Source organism: Nocardia brevicatena NBRC 12119, from assembly GCF_000308495.1.
GTDB classification, from domain to species: domain Bacteria; phylum Actinomycetota; class Actinomycetes; order Mycobacteriales; family Mycobacteriaceae; genus Nocardia; species Nocardia brevicatena.
Window position 1 is genome coordinate 1 of record NZ_BAFU01000037.1, and the last position, 19349, is coordinate 19349.

At 66.6% G+C, this 19349-nt stretch carries 19 protein-coding genes and 1 pseudogene; 13 read left to right on the forward strand and 7 right to left on the reverse strand.

The window, feature by feature from the left end; genetic code table 11:
- Positions 1-157: 157 nt before the first annotated feature.
- A complete protein-coding gene (locus ON20_RS07970) occupies positions 158-355 on the reverse strand; it encodes a hypothetical protein (protein ID WP_040834329.1) in 198 nt (65 codons plus the stop codon).
- A gap of 403 nt (positions 356-758) precedes the next feature.
- On the opposite strand from ON20_RS07970, the gene ON20_RS07975 reads away from it, so the two are divergent.
- The 3 genes from ON20_RS07975 (at position 759) to ON20_RS07985 (ending at position 2527) form a co-directional block, all read left to right on the forward strand.
- Positions 759-1052 carry a hypothetical protein gene (locus ON20_RS07975; RefSeq protein ID WP_040834330.1) on the forward strand — a complete coding sequence of 98 codons (294 nt, stop codon included), beginning with the start codon at positions 759-761 and terminating at the stop codon, positions 1050-1052.
- A gap of 847 nt (positions 1053-1899) precedes the next feature.
- Positions 1900-2277 carry a VOC family protein gene (locus ON20_RS07980; protein WP_083864743.1) on the forward strand — a complete coding sequence of 126 codons (378 nt, stop codon included), beginning with the start codon at positions 1900-1902 and terminating at the stop codon, positions 2275-2277.
- A gap of 55 nt (positions 2278-2332) precedes the next feature.
- Positions 2333-2527, forward strand: a complete 195-nt coding sequence (locus ON20_RS07985) for a hypothetical protein (RefSeq protein WP_040834332.1) — start codon at positions 2333-2335, stop codon at positions 2525-2527.
- Positions 2528-2921: 394 nt separating this feature from the next.
- On the opposite strand, the gene ON20_RS38635 is transcribed toward ON20_RS07985, so the two are convergent.
- The 3 genes from ON20_RS38635 to ON20_RS08005 form a co-directional block, all read right to left on the reverse strand.
- A complete protein-coding gene (locus tag ON20_RS38635; protein WP_051161930.1) occupies positions 2922-3311 on the reverse strand; it encodes an alpha/beta fold hydrolase in 390 nt (129 codons plus the stop codon).
- A 665-nt stretch (positions 3312-3976) separates the two neighbouring features.
- Positions 3977-4378, reverse strand: coding sequence for a hypothetical protein (locus ON20_RS37850; protein WP_218002470.1), 402 nt, complete (start codon positions 4376-4378; stop codon positions 3977-3979).
- Positions 4379-4487: 109 nt separating this feature from the next.
- Positions 4488-5699 carry a low temperature requirement protein A gene (locus ON20_RS08005; protein ID WP_040834335.1) on the reverse strand — a complete coding sequence of 404 codons (1212 nt, stop codon included), beginning with the start codon at positions 5697-5699 and terminating at the stop codon, positions 4488-4490.
- A gap of 152 nt (positions 5700-5851) precedes the next feature.
- Between ON20_RS08005 and ON20_RS08010 the strand changes: the two genes are divergently transcribed.
- The 5 genes from ON20_RS08010 to ON20_RS32945 all read left to right on the forward strand — a co-directional run bounded on the left by ON20_RS08010 (position 5852) and on the right by ON20_RS32945 (position 14217).
- Complete coding sequence (locus ON20_RS08010; RefSeq protein ID WP_040834336.1) at positions 5852-7276, forward strand: WGR domain-containing protein; 1425 nt, start codon at positions 5852-5854, stop codon at positions 7274-7276.
- Between the two features lie 220 nt (positions 7277-7496).
- Complete coding sequence (locus ON20_RS39820; RefSeq protein WP_281032855.1) at positions 7497-7631, forward strand: hypothetical protein; 135 nt, start codon at positions 7497-7499, stop codon at positions 7629-7631.
- 806 nt (positions 7632-8437) lie between these two features.
- Positions 8438-10561, forward strand: coding sequence for a hypothetical protein (locus ON20_RS08015; protein ID WP_218002471.1), 2124 nt, complete (start codon positions 8438-8440; stop codon positions 10559-10561).
- 243 nt (positions 10562-10804) lie between these two features.
- On the forward strand, positions 10805-13117 hold the full coding sequence (locus ON20_RS08020; protein ID WP_040834338.1) for an ATP-binding cassette domain-containing protein: 2313 nt from the start codon (positions 10805-10807) through the stop codon (positions 13115-13117).
- Positions 13118-13290: 173 nt separating this feature from the next.
- Complete coding sequence (locus ON20_RS32945; RefSeq protein WP_218002472.1) at positions 13291-14217, forward strand: phosphotransferase family protein; 927 nt, start codon at positions 13291-13293, stop codon at positions 14215-14217.
- Positions 14218-14359: 142 nt separating this feature from the next.
- On the opposite strand, the gene ON20_RS08030 is transcribed toward ON20_RS32945, so the two are convergent.
- A complete protein-coding gene (locus ON20_RS08030; protein WP_040834339.1) occupies positions 14360-14659 on the reverse strand; it encodes a DUF1540 domain-containing protein in 300 nt (99 codons plus the stop codon).
- Between the two features lie 386 nt (positions 14660-15045).
- Between ON20_RS08030 and ON20_RS40475 the strand changes: the two are divergent.
- The 3 genes and pseudogenes from ON20_RS40475 to ON20_RS08040 all read left to right on the forward strand — a co-directional run.
- Positions 15046-15288 (forward strand): annotated as a pseudogene (locus ON20_RS40475) (acyl-CoA thioesterase domain-containing protein); the annotation flags it as partial.
- A 157-nt stretch (positions 15289-15445) separates the two neighbouring features.
- On the forward strand, positions 15446-15832 hold the full coding sequence (locus ON20_RS40230; protein WP_306306830.1) for a hypothetical protein: 387 nt from the start codon (positions 15446-15448) through the stop codon (positions 15830-15832).
- Between the two features lie 279 nt (positions 15833-16111).
- Positions 16112-16468, forward strand: coding sequence for a hypothetical protein (locus ON20_RS08040; RefSeq protein ID WP_040834340.1), 357 nt, complete (start codon positions 16112-16114; stop codon positions 16466-16468).
- On the opposite strand, the gene ON20_RS08045 is transcribed toward ON20_RS08040, so the two are convergent.
- Entirely contained in the window at positions 16447-16689 is a 243-nt protein-coding gene (locus ON20_RS08045; protein WP_157228751.1) for a DUF6374 family protein, read from the reverse strand. The two genes, ON20_RS08040 and ON20_RS08045, sit on opposite strands and share 22 nt — an antisense overlap.
- A gap of 61 nt (positions 16690-16750) precedes the next feature.
- Positions 16751-17026, reverse strand: a complete 276-nt coding sequence (locus ON20_RS08050; protein WP_040834393.1) for a hypothetical protein — start codon at positions 17024-17026, stop codon at positions 16751-16753.
- Positions 17027-17325: 299 nt separating this feature from the next.
- On the opposite strand from ON20_RS08050, the gene ON20_RS08055 reads away from it, so the two are divergent.
- Both ON20_RS08055 and ON20_RS08060 read left to right on the forward strand, forming a co-directional pair.
- Positions 17326-17619 (forward strand): hypothetical protein, encoded by a 294-nt coding sequence (locus ON20_RS08055; protein WP_040834395.1) that lies wholly within the window; start codon positions 17326-17328, stop codon positions 17617-17619.
- 110 nt (positions 17620-17729) lie between these two features.
- The gene (locus tag ON20_RS08060; protein WP_083864745.1) at positions 17730-19178 is read left to right on the forward strand and encodes a DUF1254 domain-containing protein; all 1449 of its coding nucleotides are present in this window, start codon (positions 17730-17732) and stop codon (positions 19176-19178) included.
- Positions 19179-19349 lie beyond the last annotated feature (171 nt).

A 19349-nucleotide genomic window follows, 5' to 3' on the forward strand; every position in this document is an offset into this window, starting at 1 on the left:
CCCCCACCTCCGGCGTGCGAGCGTACCGGCCGAGCAGGGCACCGACCACGTCGACCGCTCCGGCCCACCGACCTGGTGCCGCTGAATGTCCTTGGCCGTCGTGTAGCCGGCCTCTGCAACTCGTCGATCACCTGGCGGACCGTGTTACGGGGCTCGTCTACCCGACCGACCCACCGACACCGATCACATCGGTGACGGTATCGGCGACCGAACGAAGTTCGGCGATGTGGAAGCAGCCCTCGATCAACCGGCCGGCGCCGGCTGCACGGACGAGTTCGTCGTCGTTGGTGCCGGTGGGTGCGTAGCAGCGGTGGTAGGCGATCCCGAACTCGACTTTGCTGTTGGGCGTCAGCACTCGCCGGGCCGGCAGCCACCGGCACGGCCGGCGGAGACCCGGGAGCGGCGAGCGGTGGGGCCACCGCGATCGAATCTCGCGGCCCTGTGGCGCAGGTATCGCGGCTGCGACGCCGACCGAAAGCGCATGTCGGAGTGATTGCCGCTGCCCGTGCCGTCGGCCGGCGGAGGTGCCCGAGCGACGATCCCCAGCACTCTCGACTCACCTATTGATCGAGCCGTCATTTGACGGTACATTATGCGTTGTCGAGATTTTTTCGATGCTACGCATACCGAGCCATCGGTTGTACGGGTTTCTGATCGAGATCGGTACCGATCGGTCGATGCCTCAAACCAGGCCGAAAAACGCAGGCCCCCAGGGAGTTTCGATGTCGCAATCTACTGTATCCGTTCGCGCTCGCCGTATGATCGCCGGTCTTGCCACCGCCGCGGTCGTGTTGGCTCCGGTGATCGCTATCGCACCTGCCGTCGCGGAGCCGGTGCAGGTCGTTCCCGTCGAACAGGCGCCCGCTGCCACCGATCCCGCGCCGAACGAGGCGGTGCACGGCCGCCACGGTGGGCACTACCCCGGCTGGGGGCGCCACGGCGGATGGCACCATGATGGTCTCTGGGGCAATCCGGGTTGGGGCTACAACCCCGGTTGGGGATACCCGGGCTGGCGCCGTGGCTGGCTGCCGCGCACCGGAAGCGCCTTCTGAACCGGCGCGTCCCTTCGTTCCCGTGGTCGGCACCCGGACAGGTGTCGACCGTGGGGTTTCGGGTGCGCGACGCCGAGGAATATGGTCGGTCGGCAGGTCGTGTGGCCGGTGATGAAGCCGAGCACGCCGATACAGGCACGTCGCTGTTCGCACCGCGGACAGCTCGGACCGACTGCCTCATGCCGACGACGGGACCCCTTCTCCCGCAAAGAGATCCGTACCAGGACTACTCGATGTAGTGCCAGGCCCCGCCCGGTGACGCTCGCGCGGCCGCGCTCCACCGGTCCTGGAACATGGTTGTGTCGGCAGTGCGGAAGTGGGCGAACTCCGCCTCCGAATACCGCACCCCGCGGATGCAGTGAAATCCGCACGACACCGTCCGCCCACCCACCTATCCGCTTTACGCGGAAGGTCCAGGTGCCGCACCGAAAAGGCGATTATGGTCGCGGCATGGGTGGGTTCGACGGTCATGTCTCGCGCGTTTCGCAATCCGCTGCTCGGTATTGCCATGGTATTCGTCGTGATCACCTGTTGGTGGTCGGTGCCGGTATACGGGATCGGCGCCTTCACCGGCGAGGGATACACGCGTCGCGGCCATAGTGTCCGGACGCTCGGTGCGACGCTTTCGTGGTGCCGAGCGTCGCGGCGGCACCGTCCTTCGGTACGACGGTGTTGCCGGGGTGGTGGAGCGCCGGGGCCGTACACAGTCCCGGCGTGGACGGCGAGGGTTCCGCGCCGGACAACCGGATATATTGCGGGGCAGCGGATCTCCGGTTGGTCGGTGTTCGCTGTTTCATCTCGTGCGGTCGGGTACTCGGGACAGGGTTGCCCGACGTGGAGGAGGTCGATGATGGCGGCACAGGGTGTCGAGGGTTTGCGGACGGTGGTACTGGACTGCCCGGAGCCACGGAAGCTCGCCGATTTCTATCTGGGTCTGCTGGGCGGGGAGATCTTGGAAGAGGAAAGCGATGACACGTGGGTCGCCGTGGTGGAGCCCGGCGGTCGCCGGTTGGCCTTCCAGTTGGCGCCGGAGTACAAGCCGCCCCGCTTCCCCGATCCGGAGGCCTCTCAGCAGATTCATCTGGACATTCTGGTGAGTGATGTCGAGGTCGCCGAGCCGGCGGTGCTGGCCCTGGGGGCGAAATTCGTTCAGGACGGCGAGCATTTCCGGGTGTACACCGATCCCGTTGGGCATACGTTCTGCCTGGTGTGGCGGAAAGGCTGACGCGTATTCTCGGCGAGAATACCGAAGGGCTCGTTCTACCGTCGGAGGGGATCGCATGACCCGCACCATACTGAAAGTCGTTGCCACCGGGGCGATTCTGTTCGCCACCGTATATCCCGGTACGGCCGATGCGGAGGCGGGCTCCCGGGAACCCGTACCGTCGGCGCCGGCCGAGACGACCGCGCCGTTCGACCCCATCTGTCCGCTGTGCTTCGTGCGCGAATGGATAGAGAGCGGCTTCCAGTCATAGCTGTGGGTAACGCCCGGGTGATCGTCCCGAAGCGGCGATCCGCGACCGTGTCGAGTGGCCGGGATCAGAGCCCGTCTTCGACGGCAGGTGCACAGCGTCCTCGCGGTGGTCGTCGGTGAGTGTCGGCTTCCTGCTCCCGCGATAGGCGGCCCTTCCCGGGACCGGGGCCTCGATGAGGTCGATGATCGGTTGGATCGCGGCGTCGGGGCGTGGGCCCAACAGCCGTCCGAGGACCGCGGCGGTGGCTTTATGCACACCCCCACTTCGCCCGCGAAGCCGGAACGGACGAGCCGGGTGATCGGTCCACCGACGATTGACATCGCAACCGCGATCCGGGCTTCGGAGATCGCTCCGGAGACAACTCGGTTGCGCCGGCAGGCACGTGCGCCACTGTTCAGCGGGGTTCCGGGACCGGGCGTCGCAACCACGCGAGCAGCGTCTCCGTGAACTCGGTGGGTCGCTGTTCCATCACGAAGTGGTCGGCGTCGAGTAGTACCAGTTCCGCGCCGGAGATCGCCGCCGCGAGTTCCCGAGCCGTGCGGACCGGGATGGCCGGATCTCGGATACCCCAGATCACCGTTGTCAGGCAGGTGACCATGGGCAGGCCGTGGGCGAGTTCGGGGCTTATCCGAACGCGATAGCTCGACCAGAAGTGGGCGTACCGGCGGCGCCCCTCGCGTGTGCGCAGCATTCCCAAGTAGTCGTCGAGCCGATCGGCGTCGAACGACCCGTTGCGGACGTAAGGCGCCAGGCCCCACCGATGCAGCGGGTGGATGGCGGGCACGGTCAGCAGCGGCTGCGTTGCCGAGCGCCGGGCGTTCGACCTCGCTGTCGTAGTCGCAGCCCGGCCGGGTATCACGGTCCGACTCACCCCAACCGAGCAGATCCGGGACGACGACCCGGCGCAGTGTGGACAACGGTTCGCTCCGGTGCGTCCAGGCCCGATGATTCTCCGGCCGGCCGTGTAGGAGGACCAGCGGTTCGCCACGGCCCGCCGTCGCATAGCGCAACCGGGCGCCATCCACCGTGGGCTCATATGTCTCGACGGCCCGTTCGTCGAGGGAAGGGGCGGGTTCGATCATCATTTCCTCCTGTCCGCCGCGGCGGCGCGTATGTCGGGTGCCGGAGCGTCGGTTTCGCCGGCCGCTACCGGTATCGCCGGGTTTGTGACGCGGTCGGCACTTCCGGGAACGTGCGCCGAGAACACCGGCACCGCACGGCTGTGGGTACGGCTCGGGCATGCGGTGCACCCGGGGCCGAGTCCGCGACTGGCGCCTCATTCCACCGCCATCGCCTCCCTCGGGGTCGGCGTCGACGCGCCGTTTCGGGTGCGGGTCGCCGACTCGGGGGACATCCTGCGCCCGCAGCTTCCTGTTCCGAGCCCGGGTCACCCATCACGTGGCCGAGAGCGAGGGGCGAATGCCGTACTGCTTCTTCGACTCGACCTCGTCACGTATCGCGCGCTGTCCGGGTGGGATGAACGGGGCGGTCGGCGGCTGTCCGACAGATCATCGGCACAAAGCCGAGCTGATCGAATCGTGCCGGCGGGAAGAGATCGATATCGAGCGCCCGCTCGAGTTGGCGGGTACACCCCTGCCGGTGATTCGGGATCCGCGTATCGCGGCCGTCGCGGAGCGGATCCGCGGCGACCCGACCCGGCCGCAGCGCGCGTCCGAGCAGGCCGGCGCGGTCGGGCTGTCCACCTCGTACTTCCTCCGCACGTTCGCCGAGCAGACGGGAACCAGCTTCCGCCGTTCCGTACAGTGGGCGCGTATGCTGCGTGTCACCGCGGCCCACGTCGCCGGGCACGATCTCACTCGCGCCGCGGTCGACGCCGTTTCGCCTCTCCATCGCATTCCAGCGATACCTTTCGCGCGGTGTTCGGGCCCACACCCTCCGCCTTCGTCGGCCTCGGGGGCACGCTGCGGATCGCGGCGCGGGGTCCGGGTCGGAGACCCGATCACCCGTTGTGCTCGGCGTGCCTGATCAGGTCGCGGGGCCGGGCATAGCGGATGGTCTCCCATACGATCAGCAGCACCAGCACCGCGCACAGGATCGACAGCGCCGCGAGCGCGGGCAGCGCGGCGGCCAAGGGTATCAGCGCGAGCAGCAGCACGATCGCGACCACTCGGGCCACGATCACCTCGTGGGTGGCGTATGCCTTGAAGCCGACCAGGCCGGTCAGGTAGAGCACCACGCCGCCGTACAGCGCGAACAGCGGAATCCCGTACAGTGCGTCGGTCAGCGAGTGGTGTGAGCTGTCCGCGACGTAGTACAGCACCTTCTTCAGGCCCAGGGAGAGTCCGATGATTCCGATGATCATCGGGAAATGCCAGTAGGTGTAGCAGTTGCGGGCTATCTTGATCTGCTGCTCGCCGTCCGCCTCGGCCAGCGCGTGCTCCACCGACGGCGCCGCCACATCGAAATACGCCCACCACAGCAGGCCCGAGACCGCGAGTCCCAGCAGCGATCCGACCGTGATCGGCCAGGAGATGGGAAGCGAGGCCACACCGATTCCGATCGAGACGATGGATTCGCCCAGCGCGACAATGATGATCAGCCCGTAGCGCTCCGAGAAGTGCTTCGCCGAATTGAGCCGCCAGCCCTCGCCCGCGAGCAGCGTCCACAGCATATCGCCGGCGCTCGCGGCGACCCACAGCACGATCTGGGCAGTGCCCGTGGTCGTCGCCGCGATGACGAGCAGGACGGTGCCGATGGTGATCGAACCCAGCCCCCAGCGGATCACTTGAGCGCGCAGCTGTGAGTCCTCGGCGCTGGCCAGCCAGAACATCACCAGGTGCACCAGGCGGACCGCCAGGTAGGCGATGGCGAACACCAGTGGCCCGAACCAGCCGCCGGTCAGGTCGTCGAACGCCTCCGGAATCGCCAACGCCGCGATGAACGCCGCACCCATGGCCGTGAACATCGCCACCCTGGCCAGGCCCTCGTCGGCGCGCACCACATTGCCGATCCAACTGTAGGCGATCCAGACCCACCACATCACGGCCAGTACCAGCAGGGCGCGCAGCATGTTCTTCGCGGTGGTCTCGGCGGCCAGGTCGGTGACCTTGGTGAGGGCGAACACGAGCACCAGATCGAAGAACAGTTCGAGTTGGGTGACCGCGGCGCCCTCGGCGACCGGCCGGAACCGCACCCGCTTGGATCCACTCATATAGCAAATAGTGGCACCCCGGTACCGCGGCCGCTGCGAGCGCGGTGGCCGACATCGCGGTCACGTGACCGCGATGTTCGCGGTCCGTGTGAGTGTCGGTGCTCCTTGCTGGCTTTCGCCTCGAAGCGCAACGACTACGAGCGGAACCGGATATGACCACAGCAACCACGACCTACCTCGAACTGTCGGAGGAAGGGGGACCGGCCCACAAGTTCTACGAGGTCGTCGTGGACGGTACGGAGGTCACCATCCGATACGGGCGGATCGGTGACCGGGGGCAGGTCAAGGCCAGTTCCTTCGCCACGGCGGAGAAGGCGCGGGCGGCAGCGCAGAAGAAGATCGGCGAGAAGTTGCGCAAGGGCTACGCGCCCGCGGTGATGGGTGCGCGGGCGGCGCGTCCGGTCACCCGGCGCGCGATCACCAGCAGCCGCTCCACCGCCCGCTCGGCGCCGGTGCTGTGGACCTTCGGTTCGGGCGCGGCGGCGTTCGGGATCTTCATCGACGCCGACCGCTGCTGGGTGGGCAACGAGAACGGCGATGTCTTCACCCTGACTCCCACCGGCGAGGTCACCGGCCGCTTCCGGCTGCCGGACGCGGTGAAGTGCATCGTCGCCGACGACTTCTGGATCTACGCCGGATGCGACGATGGCCGTGTCTACGACCTGTCGGGCAAGGTGCCGCGGGCGGCCTACGATATCGTCGCCGACGTCGATATCTACTGGCTCGACATCCACGACGGGATACTCGGCGTCTCCGACCGGCAGGGCGGCCTCACCGTGATCGACCACGAGGAGGAGTCCCTGTGGACCCGGTACAGCAACGGGGACTCGGGTTGGATGGTGCGCATCGACGGCGACCGGGTGTATCACGGCCACTCCAGCGGAGTCACCGCATACGATCTGACCACCGGTAACCATCAGTGGCACCGGAGTACCGGCGGGGCCGTGCTCTTCGGCTGGCAGGAAGCGGACGCGGTATACGCGGGCACCGCGCGCAGCCAGGTGCGCCTGCTCGACAAGAACGGGCACTCGGACCGCGCCTTCCAATGCGACGCCGCGGTGTACTCCTGCGCCACCTCACCGGACGGCCGATACGTGTTCGCCGGGGACAATTACTCGTCCCTCTACTGCTTCGACGCCGATGGGCGGCGAATCTGGAAACTCGCCACCGGTTGCGGTTCGGCGTATTCGATGCAATACCACGACGAGAAGCTGTACCTGGTCACCACCAGTGGCACCCTGGCCTGCCTGGACGTCCGTGACACGGCCATTCGCGACGCGGAGGAGGGCGTGCTGCCGCAGACCGTATCCGTCAAGGCGCCCGAACTCGCCGTCGTGCTCCCCAACAGCACCGTGGAAGTGACCGCCGATGTCGACGGCGGGGTGCTCGTCGAATGCGTGAAGCGGAACGGGCGGTTGCGGGTGCATATCGTGTCGCCGGGGTATCGGCGGGAGTGGAACGTGCAGTTCCCGCATGGTATTCGGCAGGCCGGGGTGCGGTATGTGGTCCACGGGGTGGCCGAGTCCGTACGGGGCGGGTTCTACCGGGTGCGGGGGGATATTCATCGGTTGTCCTGACCTGCGCTCGGGATGCTCATGGGTCGAGGGGGTCCTCCGAATTCCGGGTTCGATGGTTTCCTTCATGCCATGTGACTGCCACCGAAGCTCATGGGCTGTGAGTGGCGTGTGGATCCTGTGCCGGGAAACCGGTGATCTTGTGGTGTCACCCGGACGATGAGTCACCGGACCTCGTCCGGTTCGGGTGGTGGTCCTCGCCGAGGTGCTTCCAGGACAGTGCGTGGGGCAAGGGTCCGATCGGCTCCTCGACCAACTCGGCGGCGCCCTGGAGACCGATCGTGCGGGTAGGGTCCGCGGTATCGAAGAAGGTGAGGGCGACCCGTGGGCCGCGGAGAAGACCCCGGCCCGTCGGTGATGGGCTGTGGTGGAGAGCAGGATGGTACCGCCCTTGCGGATTGTCCGGACGGCCGAGATGGGGGTGCTCCGTCGCTGTGGAGCGTCGCGGCGGTGGCGATGATCTCGTCGACGTAGTAGCGCGACCCGGGCGAGAAGCAATGGCATCCCGGCGGTGCCCTTCGGTTCCGCATCGGGGGTGGATGTGCCGGATGCTCGCGGTGGCCGACCCACCGGCTCGTGCCGCCCGCCTACGAGGAGTGGATTCGGCGGCAACGGCCCCACGCCGGTCCGAGCTCGTCCGACGTCGAATGTCGCGACCGGGCGCCTCCATATCCGGACGTATTGCGATGCAATGGTTTTCGATGTGCCGGATATTTTTGTCCGGGGAAGTGCCTATTTGGAATCACGTCGAATATAACCCTGGATTCGGCTCGGGAAGTGGTGTGTAATAATTCTATGATGAGCGTGCCGCCGTATACGGGTCGTGCACAGTGACGACGTCGTCGCGGATTATTCGGAATATGCTCGCGTGGAAGGAAACTCAAAATTTTTACGCTCATTTCGGGGGCGGATGCCGATTCCGATCTCCTGGATCGGTTGGGGCACCGTCGGCCCTCCTCCTCGTTGACCATGGACAACCGTTCGATCGGCCGCGAGGCCGCGCAGAATTCGTCTACCCGGCAGGGTCGGTGTCGATTCGGTGGCGAGGAAGTCATGGCATGTTCCGCTGTGTAGACGGGGCCTGTCGTGAAGTTATCGGGAACGCGGTTTCGTAGGTCGTTTCTTCTCGTCGGCAGACAGTGGCGCCGGGTGGTGTGCTGTGTGGTGGCATTGTTCGTTCTGCTGGTGTTTCCGGGCGCCGTGGGGGCGGTGGCGGGAGCGCAGGGTATTTCGGGCGGGGTGGGAGTTTCCCGAATGGACGGCGTGGCGTGGACGAATATCCGGGATTCGTCGGGTGTGGCGTTGGCCGATTACCTGTTCGTCACCGATCAAGGGGGGGTGACCGATCCGGGCGCGACGGTGATCTGGGTGATCGTGGGGATGGAGTTCGTGGGCTATATGGTCATCGTGACGACCGCCATCTGGTTCATCGGATATGTGCTGGGTTTCCGGTGGGCGGATCTGTTCGGTTCGGCGTTGCGTGGGGTGGCCGAGGCGTTGACCGCGCAGATCGCCACTCCCGTGGTGTTGGTGGTCGCGGCGAGTATCGGCGCGTTCTTCGTGGCATGGTTCGTGGTTCGAGGGTTCCCCGCCAAGGCCACGGCGCAGATCCTGACAATGCTGACCGTCGCCGTCGCCGGACCGGTGTTCCTCGCCGACCCCCTCGCGCATGCGCTGTCGGCGGACGGAATCCTGGCGCACGGTCGCGACCTGGGGATATCCATTGCCGCGGGACTGAACGGTTCCACCGCCGAACCCGGTGGCCTCATCGCCACCTTGCAGGCCGATATGGCCGACGGCTTCGCCCGCCGGCCGGTCCAGGTGTGGAACTTCGGACACGTCATCGACGGTAGGCCCGCGTGTGCCGCTGCCTGGTCGGCCGGGATGACCGCAGGGGACGACGATGAAGCCCGGGCCGGTATGGCCCGATGCGGGGACAGTGTCGCACTCGACGCCATGGAACATTCCGGTATGGGGCAGATCGGTACCGGCCTGCTGTTGCTCGCCGCCGCCGCCATACTGCTGGCCTTCGCCGTATTGCTCGCCGGACGGATCCTCCGGGCCACGCTGGACGCCGTTTACCACGGGTTTCGGGCCATCTTCGGATTCGCGGCCGGCGGTTTCGTCTACGGGCCCACCCAGACCGCGCTGGTCCGCGATATCGTCGATATCGGCATCGATGGCGTACGGATGCTCGCCTACACCATCTTTCTCGGTGTGTACCTGCTGTTCGTGACCGACCTGCTCGTCCAGGCCCAGGGTGGTGTCCTCGCCGTTCTCGTCATTGTCGCCGTCGTCGAGATCGTCGCCATCGCTCAACTGTCCCGCCTGACCAAGGGCTTGACCCGCGGCTCGGTGGAGATCACCAACCGCATCGCCCGTACCCTACAGGCCGCTCACTCGCGAGGTGGAACCACACTCGGCACGAGTACCGCCCCTGCCGGCGGGGGCGGTACCGGGCTCGGGTTCGTCGCCGGACTCGCCGCCCTCAACACCGTCAACAACTCGCCGGTCACCGCCTGGCTCGCCGGCCGTACCGTCGCCCCCCTCAGTCCCCTGGCCCGCGGAAAGATGCACAACGACCGTGCCAATATCGCCACCGCGTCCAGCCGGGTCGAGTCATACGAATGGGGCCGTATGGCACGCCATAACTGGCAGTTGGTGATCCGCAGTGAGGCCAACCGCTTCGGCGGTATCACCAGCGAGTTGGGGGTTTCCCGGGCACTGAAAATGATGGGGGACAATCGGATTCCCAACTCTCAACTCGCCTCCGCGCTGCTGTCCGTGGGTACATCCGATGAATTCACCATCAACGCGTTGCGGGCACTGGCGGTGCAGGAAGCGTCCCGATCACATAATCCGTACAGTTTTCTCCCGTTGCAGAAGGCCGTTGCCGCCGGTTATGCGGTGCGCAACCATGTCGGGGACGCCGCCCAGCGTGCCTTCGCCGCGCAGGCGGTGGTGGCTGCCGACGGGTTCGCTCGGCACTCCATCGCGCCGATGCCCGGTGCCGTCATCGATAAGGAGTTCGTGCGCCGGGTGGAGCAGAACTGGGATTCCGATCAGGCCTTGAGCGCTGCCGTCACAGCGGATGAATGGAACAGCGTCGGCCGCGATACCCGCGCGTACATCGGACGCAACGCGGCCCAGGCCCATCTGCGGGCGGCGCGCACCTATTACGACGAGCCGACAGCCGCCAACCTGGACCGGTTGATCCTGTCCACCAGGCGAATCGCCAACCTCGACCACCTGAACCCCGCTCAGGGGCTCGACCCCTGGGACGGGTGAGACGGACACTATCGTCCGGCTACCGAGCGTCGTCGGGCAACGAGTCGGATGCGTTCGGGCCCGACAAGGGGGTGGCGGTCTCCGGATCGAAGGAGTTCGTCACCGCCGTACCGAACCATGGGGTGTGGTGACCTGTCTGTATTCCGTGGAGCACGAGTCGTACGACGGCCCGGTGTGTGCGCAGGGGATCGGCCGATGAGATCGTGCCGGCCGGATGTCGGAGTGTGCCGGCATTGTGTCGGTATGCCTTTCACCGATCCCGCCGGCGTCGACACTATTCGGGTGTTCGGGGCCCATGAGCACAATCTGCGCGACGTCTCGCTGAACATTCCGAAGAACAAGATCACCGTGTTCACCGGTGTATCCGGTTCCGGTAAGTCGTCGATCGTGTTCGACACCATCGCCGTGGAGTCCCAGCGCCAGCTCTACGCCACCTTCCCGGCGTTCATCCTGAATTTCCTGCCCCGCTACGAGCGCCCGCACGCCGAGGCCATCGAGAATCTGACCGCGCCGGTGGTCATCGACCAGCAGCCGGTCGGCGGCGGGCCGCGGTCGACCGTCGGCACCATGACCGATATCTATTCGATGGTGCGGGCCATGTTCGCCCGGTTCGGCGAGCCGTCGGCAGGATTCGTCTACAACTATTCGTTCAATGTCCCGCAGGGTATGTGCCCGGACTGCGACGGGCTGGGTATGACCGTGCGCGCCGATCCGGACCGGATGGTGGACCGGAGCAGATCGCTCAACGAAGGGGCGGTCCTGCTGCCCGGTTACGGTGTGGGCGGTGGTGATTGGCAGATGTACGGCGCCTCGGGGCGGTTCGATCCGGACAAGAAACTCGCCGACTACACCGACGAGGAGTTCCACGACCTGCTCTACGGTACGGGCGGCAAGGTGGAGCTGTCCTTCAGCAAAGGCACCTGGAAGGCCGACTACGAGGGGCTGGCCGCCAAGTTCACCCGCACCCGGTTGCAGCGCGACACCTCCGCACTCAGCGAGAAGACCCGCGAGCAGATGCAGAAGTTCCTCACCGAAGGAGTGTGTGCGACCTGCGCCGGTGCGCGGCTCAATGCCGCGGCATTGGCGACGAAGATCAACGGCCGCAATATCGCCGACTGGTCCTGCATGCAGATCACCGATCTGATGGCGGTGCTCGACGAGATCACCGACCCGGCGGCGCTCGGCCTGGCCGACGCCATCCGGACCGCGCTCGAACGGGTGACCGGTATCGGACTGGGCTATCTGAGCCTGGACCGGGCGACCTCGACGCTGTCCGGCGGAGAGGGACAGCGACTGAAGATGATCAAGCATCTGTCGAGCACGCTGGTCGGGATGACCTACATCTTCGACGAGCCGAGCGTGGGGCTGCACCCGCGCGACGTCGGCCGACTGAACACCCTGCTGAAGGCCTTGCGGGACAAGGGGAATACCGTACTGGTCGTCGAACACGACCCCGATGTCATCCAGATCGCCGACCATATCGTCGATGTCGGACCCCGCGCGGGCGTGCACGGCGGGCAGGTGATCTTCGAAGGTACCTTCGCCGCGTTGCGTGCCGCCGACACCCCGACCGGGGCCGGGCTGCGCAGGCCGTTCACGGTGAAGGAGACCTTCCGGAAAGCCGACGGCGAGTTGCGGATCGAACGGGCGCGGGCGCACAACCTGAAGGATGTGACCGTCGGAATTCCCACCGGTATCCTCACCGCCGTCACCGGTGTCGCCGGATCCGGGAAGAGCAGCCTCATCCGGGACGTGTTCGTGCGGGAGCACCCGGAGGCGATCTTCATAGACCAGTCCCCGATCGCGGCCTCCTCACGGTCGACGCCCGCGACCTACCTGGGCCTGATGGACCTGATACGTAAGCTCTTCGCCAAGACCACGGGCGAATCCCCGGGACTGTTCAGCTTCAATTCCGCCGGTGCGTGTCAGCAGTGCGAGGGTCGGGGCGTGATCATCACGGAGGTCGCCTATATGGATCCGGTGACCACCCACTGCGATGCCTGCGACGGCCGCCGCTTCTCCGATGAGGTCCTGGCCCACGAACTGCGTGGGAAGTCGATCGCCGATGTGCTGGCCATGTCGGCAGAGGAGGCGCTGGCGTTCTTCCCGGAAAAGGCGCTGCAGACCAGACTGCGCACCATGAACGAGGTGGGTCTGGGCTATCTGAGCCTGGGCCAGGCCATGAGCACCCTGTCCGGCGGAGAACGTCAGCGGATCAAACTCGCCACCTGGCTGCAGAACACGGGCAGCGTGTATGTCCTGGACGAGCCCACCACGGGCCTGCACATGTCCGATGTCGACACCCTGTTGCGACTGCTGGACAGCCTGGTCGACCGCGGCAACACCGTCGTCGTCATCGAACACAACCTGGACGTGGTCGCGCACGCCGACTGGGTGATCGATCTCGGCCCGGACGGAGGAAAGGACGGTGGTGAGGTGGTCTTCACCGGGACACCTGCCGACCTGCTCGGGCATCCGACCTCGCTCACCGGTGAGTACCTGCGCAAATACAAGGCGGCACAGGTTCCGACCCGAGTCCCGTCGGACCGTCGGTGACCGATGATCCGACGGAACCCACCGACGGATCGTGCCATCGGCTGCCGGGATGTGACCCCGATACGGGGCCGTGCCGGAAGGTCCCGGCCTCGCGTAGGCGAAGATCGATACATGAGTTGTCCTACATTCCCCGTCGACCACGGGGGCGACCGTCTCGACCTTCGGTGGAACCGATGCTAGGAGAAGGTATCCGGTCCGATCCGGAGGTGCAGGAGCAGATCGGGCGCCTCCGGGAGGTGTTGGGGTGTTCGGAGCTCGAGCCGGTCACGGTCGGCGGTGAGAGCCGGACGTACCTCATCACCGGTACCGATGACCTGGTCACCGTGCCGATCGGTTGGCCCGACCGAATGGAGCGGCACGACGATCTCGATCGACGGCTCCAACTTCTCGGGCGGATCGCCGACCGGGTCGACGTTCCCGTGCCCAGGGTGGTCAGGGCGCTCCCTCGGGAAGGCTGCTATGTGGTGCGTCGTCTTCCCGGCACACCGCTCAGTGATCTGCCGGCGCGGCAGGCGGCCGCGGTGGAGCCCGTCGGACGCGCCGTCGGTCGCCTGCTCGCCGAACTGCACACCTGGGACGCGGAAGCGTACGCCGATATCGCTCCCGTGGACGACTACACGCCGACGGACTGGCTCGACGAAACGGCGGAGCTGGTCCGCGACCTCGAACCGGTACTCGACGCCGCGCAACGCCGGGATGTGCGGGAATTCCTCGCTCGTCCCACGCCTCGGGCCGGTCGGAGCGCTTTCAGCCACAACGACCTGGGTATCGAACATATTCTCGTGACCGAGTCCGGACCACCACGTATCACGGGTGTCATCGACTGGGGTGATGCGGCGGTGACCGATCCCGCCTATGATTTCGGGCTCCTTCTGCGAGACCTCGGACCATCGGCGTTCGACAGCGCCCTCGCCGCCTACGCGGCGAAGATCGATTCCTTCGCCGATATACCTGCACGGGTGCCGTTCTACGCCGTATGCGCCTTACTCGAAGACCTGGCGTTCGGGCACGCCGATGCCCGGCCGGAGTACGTCGAGAAGAGTCTGCGCGGGTGGCGATGGACATTCGACACGGCACTCGGTCACACGCATTCCGGCTGATGCCCTCACCCACGACAGTGGCGGGATCGGGGCGCCGCATACCCCGAGGACCGCACTCGAGGGTGGGGCGCCGATTCGCAGGAGAGGAAACAGCCCCGGCAACACCTGGGTGGTGCTGTCGGGGCCGTGGTGGGCGGTCGGTTCAGCGGGGGGTGTAGGTCATGCAGCGTGCCGCGTGATTCCCGGAGCCCGGACCGACGTGGATCTCGCCGGCCGTGCATTCCAGAGCTTGGTTGTGGACGCAGTCGGCGCGCTGGCAGGCCCCGACCATACTGGTCACGGTGTCCAGGCCGCCCTTGACCGACATCGGGATGAACGTGGCGCAATCGGCGCTGCCGCCATGGCCCGCGACGCTGATCGCGTAGGCGTGGCACCCGCCGTGGTTGTAGGAACAGTCGTTGACTGTGCATTCGCTGACGTGCGGCATTTCCATGGTGGTCATGTGCGTGTCCTCCGAAGGTGTCGGCAGTCTTGCTCATGCGACTACCACCGTAGCCTGTTATATCCGCCCTGAGTGGCGCGCTCGGGCCGGCCTGCCCTCGTGTCCGCGTGGCTTGCCGAGGGGCGAACTCTCGATTGCCGAAGTGTAGCCGGAAAGTGTGGTGATGCCGTCCGTTCGCAGGGTCGGGTCGGTCGCGGCGGTTCGTCCGGCCGCCTGTTCCGACCCGGTAACTCGGGCCCGGCGATGAAGACGGTGTGTGACACGAAGGAACCGAACCGGGGTCCGTGCGGACGCGGCCGGAACGCCGATCTCGGACGGCCTTCCCGAAATCGTCACACTGGAACGTGTTGTAATCCTGAGGTGTCCGCGCGAAAGGAGTCGATACCGTGACGGCATACTTCGCCGTTCGAGGAGAACAGTACCTGCCTACCTCCATCGCGATCTCCTGGTGGTCACCGACCCAGGTCGGTGGGCCCGCGGTATGCGGCTTGCCGGCGCGTGAGCTGGAAGCCCGGCGACCGAGCGAGGAGTTCGTGCCCGCGCGGTTGACGGTGGATCTGTTCCGCCCGGTGGCCGACGAACCCCTGACGCTGCGGAGCACGGTGATCCGGGACGGAAAACGGATCTGCGTCGCGGACGCCGCCCTCGTCCAGGGGGACGAGGTGCGGGCCCGGGCCACGGTGGTGTTCCTGCGGACGGGGGAACTGCCGCCCGGACAGGTAGGGCAGGGCCCACCAGGAACTGCCGGTCCCACCCGAGGATCTGCCGCTACGCGGTTCGTGGCCGTTGTTCCGGAGCGCGGACGGAAGCTGGAGCCACGATTTCGCCGAGCATCAGAACGCCGAACGCAAATGCATCGGGCAGAGCCCGCCGCGACTGGTCGACGGGGAGACCGCCACAGGTTTCCAGCGGGCCGCGATGCCGGGCGGCAACACCAGCATGGTGTGCAACTGGGGTTCGCGGGGGATCGGCTATATCAATGCCGATATGACGTTGACGCTGACACGCGACCCGGAGGGGCCGGCGCTGGGGCTGTTGGCGCAGAACCATATCGCCGCGGCGGGTATCGCCGTCGGCACGGCCGTGCTGTACGACCGCAACGGGGCGCTGGGCACCTCCGTGGTGAGCACGGTATCGAACGCCAGGCGGCAGGTCGACCTGTCCGGTCTCTGATCACCGGCCGGGATCGAGGCCGCCGCCGGGTGGGTGATGACGCCGCGCGGCCGCGGTGGGGCTCACAAATCCGGTCGAGTCCTGTGCGCAGAACCGAACGGCCGAACGGACGGCCATCCGGATAGCGGTCTCATCGGGCTTGTTTCCGGTTGCCGAGACGATGCCGGCGAATGTCGCATGTCGCCGGTCCGGGGCCGGTACACCGGATCTTGTACGGTTTCCTGGGGGTACGTCGTGCTCATGGTCGGCGTGCAGTGTGGACCGAAAGGACGCGGATCCATGTCGACCGATACCGGCAAACCGGCAGGGTGCGTCCGTGACGGTCAGGCGGGGCGGTTCGTGCGCAGATTCGATTCGCCGGCCTTTGGTATCGCCACGGTGGTGTCGCTGCCCTTCCTGCTCGTGATGGGGGCGATGTGTGTAGCGCTGTACCGCGATCTGCGCGCCGATCCCATGATTCAACGGCAGCCGCGCGCCGCCGAACTCGTCGAGAGCGCGGTGGTGCGCGGGGCGGTTCGGCACGAGGGCGAGTTCGAACTGGTCACCGAGCCGGTGGGCGGGCCGGCCGAACCGGTCGAGGAGCTGTCGGCCGAGGCGGCCCGAGATCCTCGGGATCAGGCTCCGCGGCCGCGGTAGTCCAGGCAGACGCGGCCGCGCGGGGCGGCGTTGCGCGCGGGTGGTGCGCCGGCGTTCTGAGTGGCCTGAACATAGATCCGCAGGCCTTCGCTGATCTTGTGGGCCAGCGCCTCGAGCTGATTCGGGGACAGCGATTCGCCGAATGCCGCCGCGGCGAGCAGTCTTTCCCGCACCTGTTCGAGGTTCAGCCGAGCGAACGGGAGGGGCGCGAGTTCGGGCATGGGCAGACCATACCCGAACTCGAACAAATTTTCGATAGCGAGTCGCCGGCGCCTCGGCGGATCAGCCGATGACGGCGTTCATGATGGTGCCCGCGCTGGTGGCGACCACGCCGCCGATCATGGCGCCGGCCACCATCTTCGGCGACTGCAGCCCGCCGCCGGTCCATTTCTCCCAGGCGAACCGGCCGCCGGCATAGATGATTCCGCAGACGCCCGACAGCAGGACGAACCAGGTCAGGTACCGGACGAGCTGGAGGAACTTGTCGGAGATGGGGGGCGCTTCGGGGGTGGGATTGCCGATTTGCGCCAGCGTATCGGTAACGGCGGCCAGTATCATCTCGCAGCTCACTCTTATCCTGGGTGGGGCGGGAACGCTACCGAATCGTAGTCGGATTCGGGCGCGAATGCAGTAGGCATGCGCGGGGACGAATATATCCGAGCAGGCCATATAGCGCGAAAACCGCTGGGGGGCAACTACTTGCGCCGGGACCGCGCCGGTCGCGATGATGGAGGCGGGGCTCCGGGCTCGCCCGGGTTCCGTTCGTACCCGTATCCGGCGGCGAATCCGACCGGGGCACAATGCTGTCCATATCGCGCGCCGGTGCGGGGGTAGGTGGTACCGGAGAGGAATCGGACGTGAGCAGTATTTCGGCAGCGGTCGTGGACACCGTCACAATACTCGCGCAGATGGACGATCCCACCCCGCAACCGCCGCCCCTGGCCGACAAGGCCATGCAGTTCGTCCGGTACGCGACCTGGTTGGCCATGATGTCGGGCATCATCAGCATCATCTACGCCGGGGGGCGCTTCGCCTGGGAGAAATGGTCCGGCAGCGGGATGCAGTCGCCGAAGATGGTGGCCGGCGCCATGATCGGCGGCGTGGTCGCCACCAGCGCGGGCACCATCATGAACGCCGTGATCGGGGCCTGAGCCGCACGCGTTCGCCCTGCTCGGCTCGATCGCTTCCGGCTATCGCGCGGCTATAATCCTGGCAAGTCTCGAGATCCGCCCGAGCGGTAGCCAAGAGCAGGGAGAACGGGATGGGTGATAACGGGCGCGGCCCCGCGGACATCTCCCCGCCGCGTGGATCGGCATTCGCTCGGCATCCGATCACGCGACGTACCACACTGGGTGTGCTTGCGGCCGGTGCGGGCCTCGTCGCCTGTGGCCACGGTGGCGAGGGTGAGACCACCCCCTCCGGTACGCCCGCCGACCGGCAGCGAGTGGCCACCGATGCCTACGTTTTCGGGTACCCCTTGGTCCTGCTGGATGTGCTGCGCTCCTCGAACATCGGGGCCGCGCCGGTAAACCGACTCCGGCACGCCGATGCCCCGCCCACGCCGGAGCTGCGTGGAGTGATCCACGTCGACGTCGACACCCTCTACTCCGCGGCGTGGCTGGATCTGCGGCGCGAGCCGGTGCTGTACCGGATGCCGCCGGTCGAATCCGGACGGTACTGGATGACCCAGCTGGTGGATGCCTGGGCCAATACCGCCCACAGTCCCACCAGTGTGCGACCGCGGGTACCGCCCGGCAGCCCTCCGCCCTACACCTATGCCGCTATCGGACCCGGCTGGTCGGGAACGCTGCCCGAGGGGGTGACCCCCTTACCGGTCGGAACACCCGATGCGTGGTTCATCGGACGTATCGAGGTCCACGGCGAGGAAGATATACCCGCCGTCCGGGCCGTCCAGGACGGAATGCGTTTGGCCCCGCTGAGCGAATGGGAGTCGGCGGGCGATACGGGTTTCGACGTCCCGCCGCCGCAGGTCCTGGCCCAGGCGCCCACGGCGCAGCTCGAGAGGATGTACGCCCGCGACTTCTTCGAGCGTATGTGCGCCCTGATGGAGAAGAACCCACCCACCGTCGCGGACGAGCCGGCGTTGCAACAATTCGCCACCATCGGTATCCGGCCGGGCGGAGGACCGAGGGGTATCTCGGACGATGAACTCCAAGCGGGCGCGGCCGCCGGTATACGGCGTATCGCCGCCTATGTGGACCCGGGCACCCAACAGCGCAGCGGTTGGGTCATCAACACCCAGATCGGAAACTACGGCACCAACTACCTACTGCGCGCGACCACCGCGTGGCACGCACTCGGCGTGAACGTTTCGGAGGAAGTGCTGTACATGGCGCTGTTCCACAACGCCGACGAGAGGGGTGAAGCCATCCCGTTCCGGTTGCGTTTCGTACCGGGACAGGCCCCACCGGTGGATGCGTTCTGGTCGATGACCGCCTATGACGGCGATGGTTTCCTGATCGCGAACGCGGCGGAGATCTACTCCGTCGGACATCCGAGGCCGGTGCAGTTCGCCTCCGACGGGTCTGTCGAACTCGCCATCCAATACGCCGACCCAGGATCGTCCGTACCCTCGGGAAATTGGCTGCCCATTCCGGAAGCCGGTCCATTTTCGCTGCTTCTGCGTATGTACGCCCCGAAACGCGAAGCGCTCGAAGGTCTTTGGTCACCGCTACCATTGACGCAATAGCGCCGGCCGAGACGGCGGTAGGTCGACACGACCGGCGCGGCCTGCCGCTTTCACACCTGGGTGCCGGTCCGCGGCGGCGACGTATGACAGGTCGCCGCGTTCCACCACATCCGGGTGCGCCCGGTGCCCGGCGACAATCCCGGCACCCGGTTGTTCGGCCGTTATGTCCGG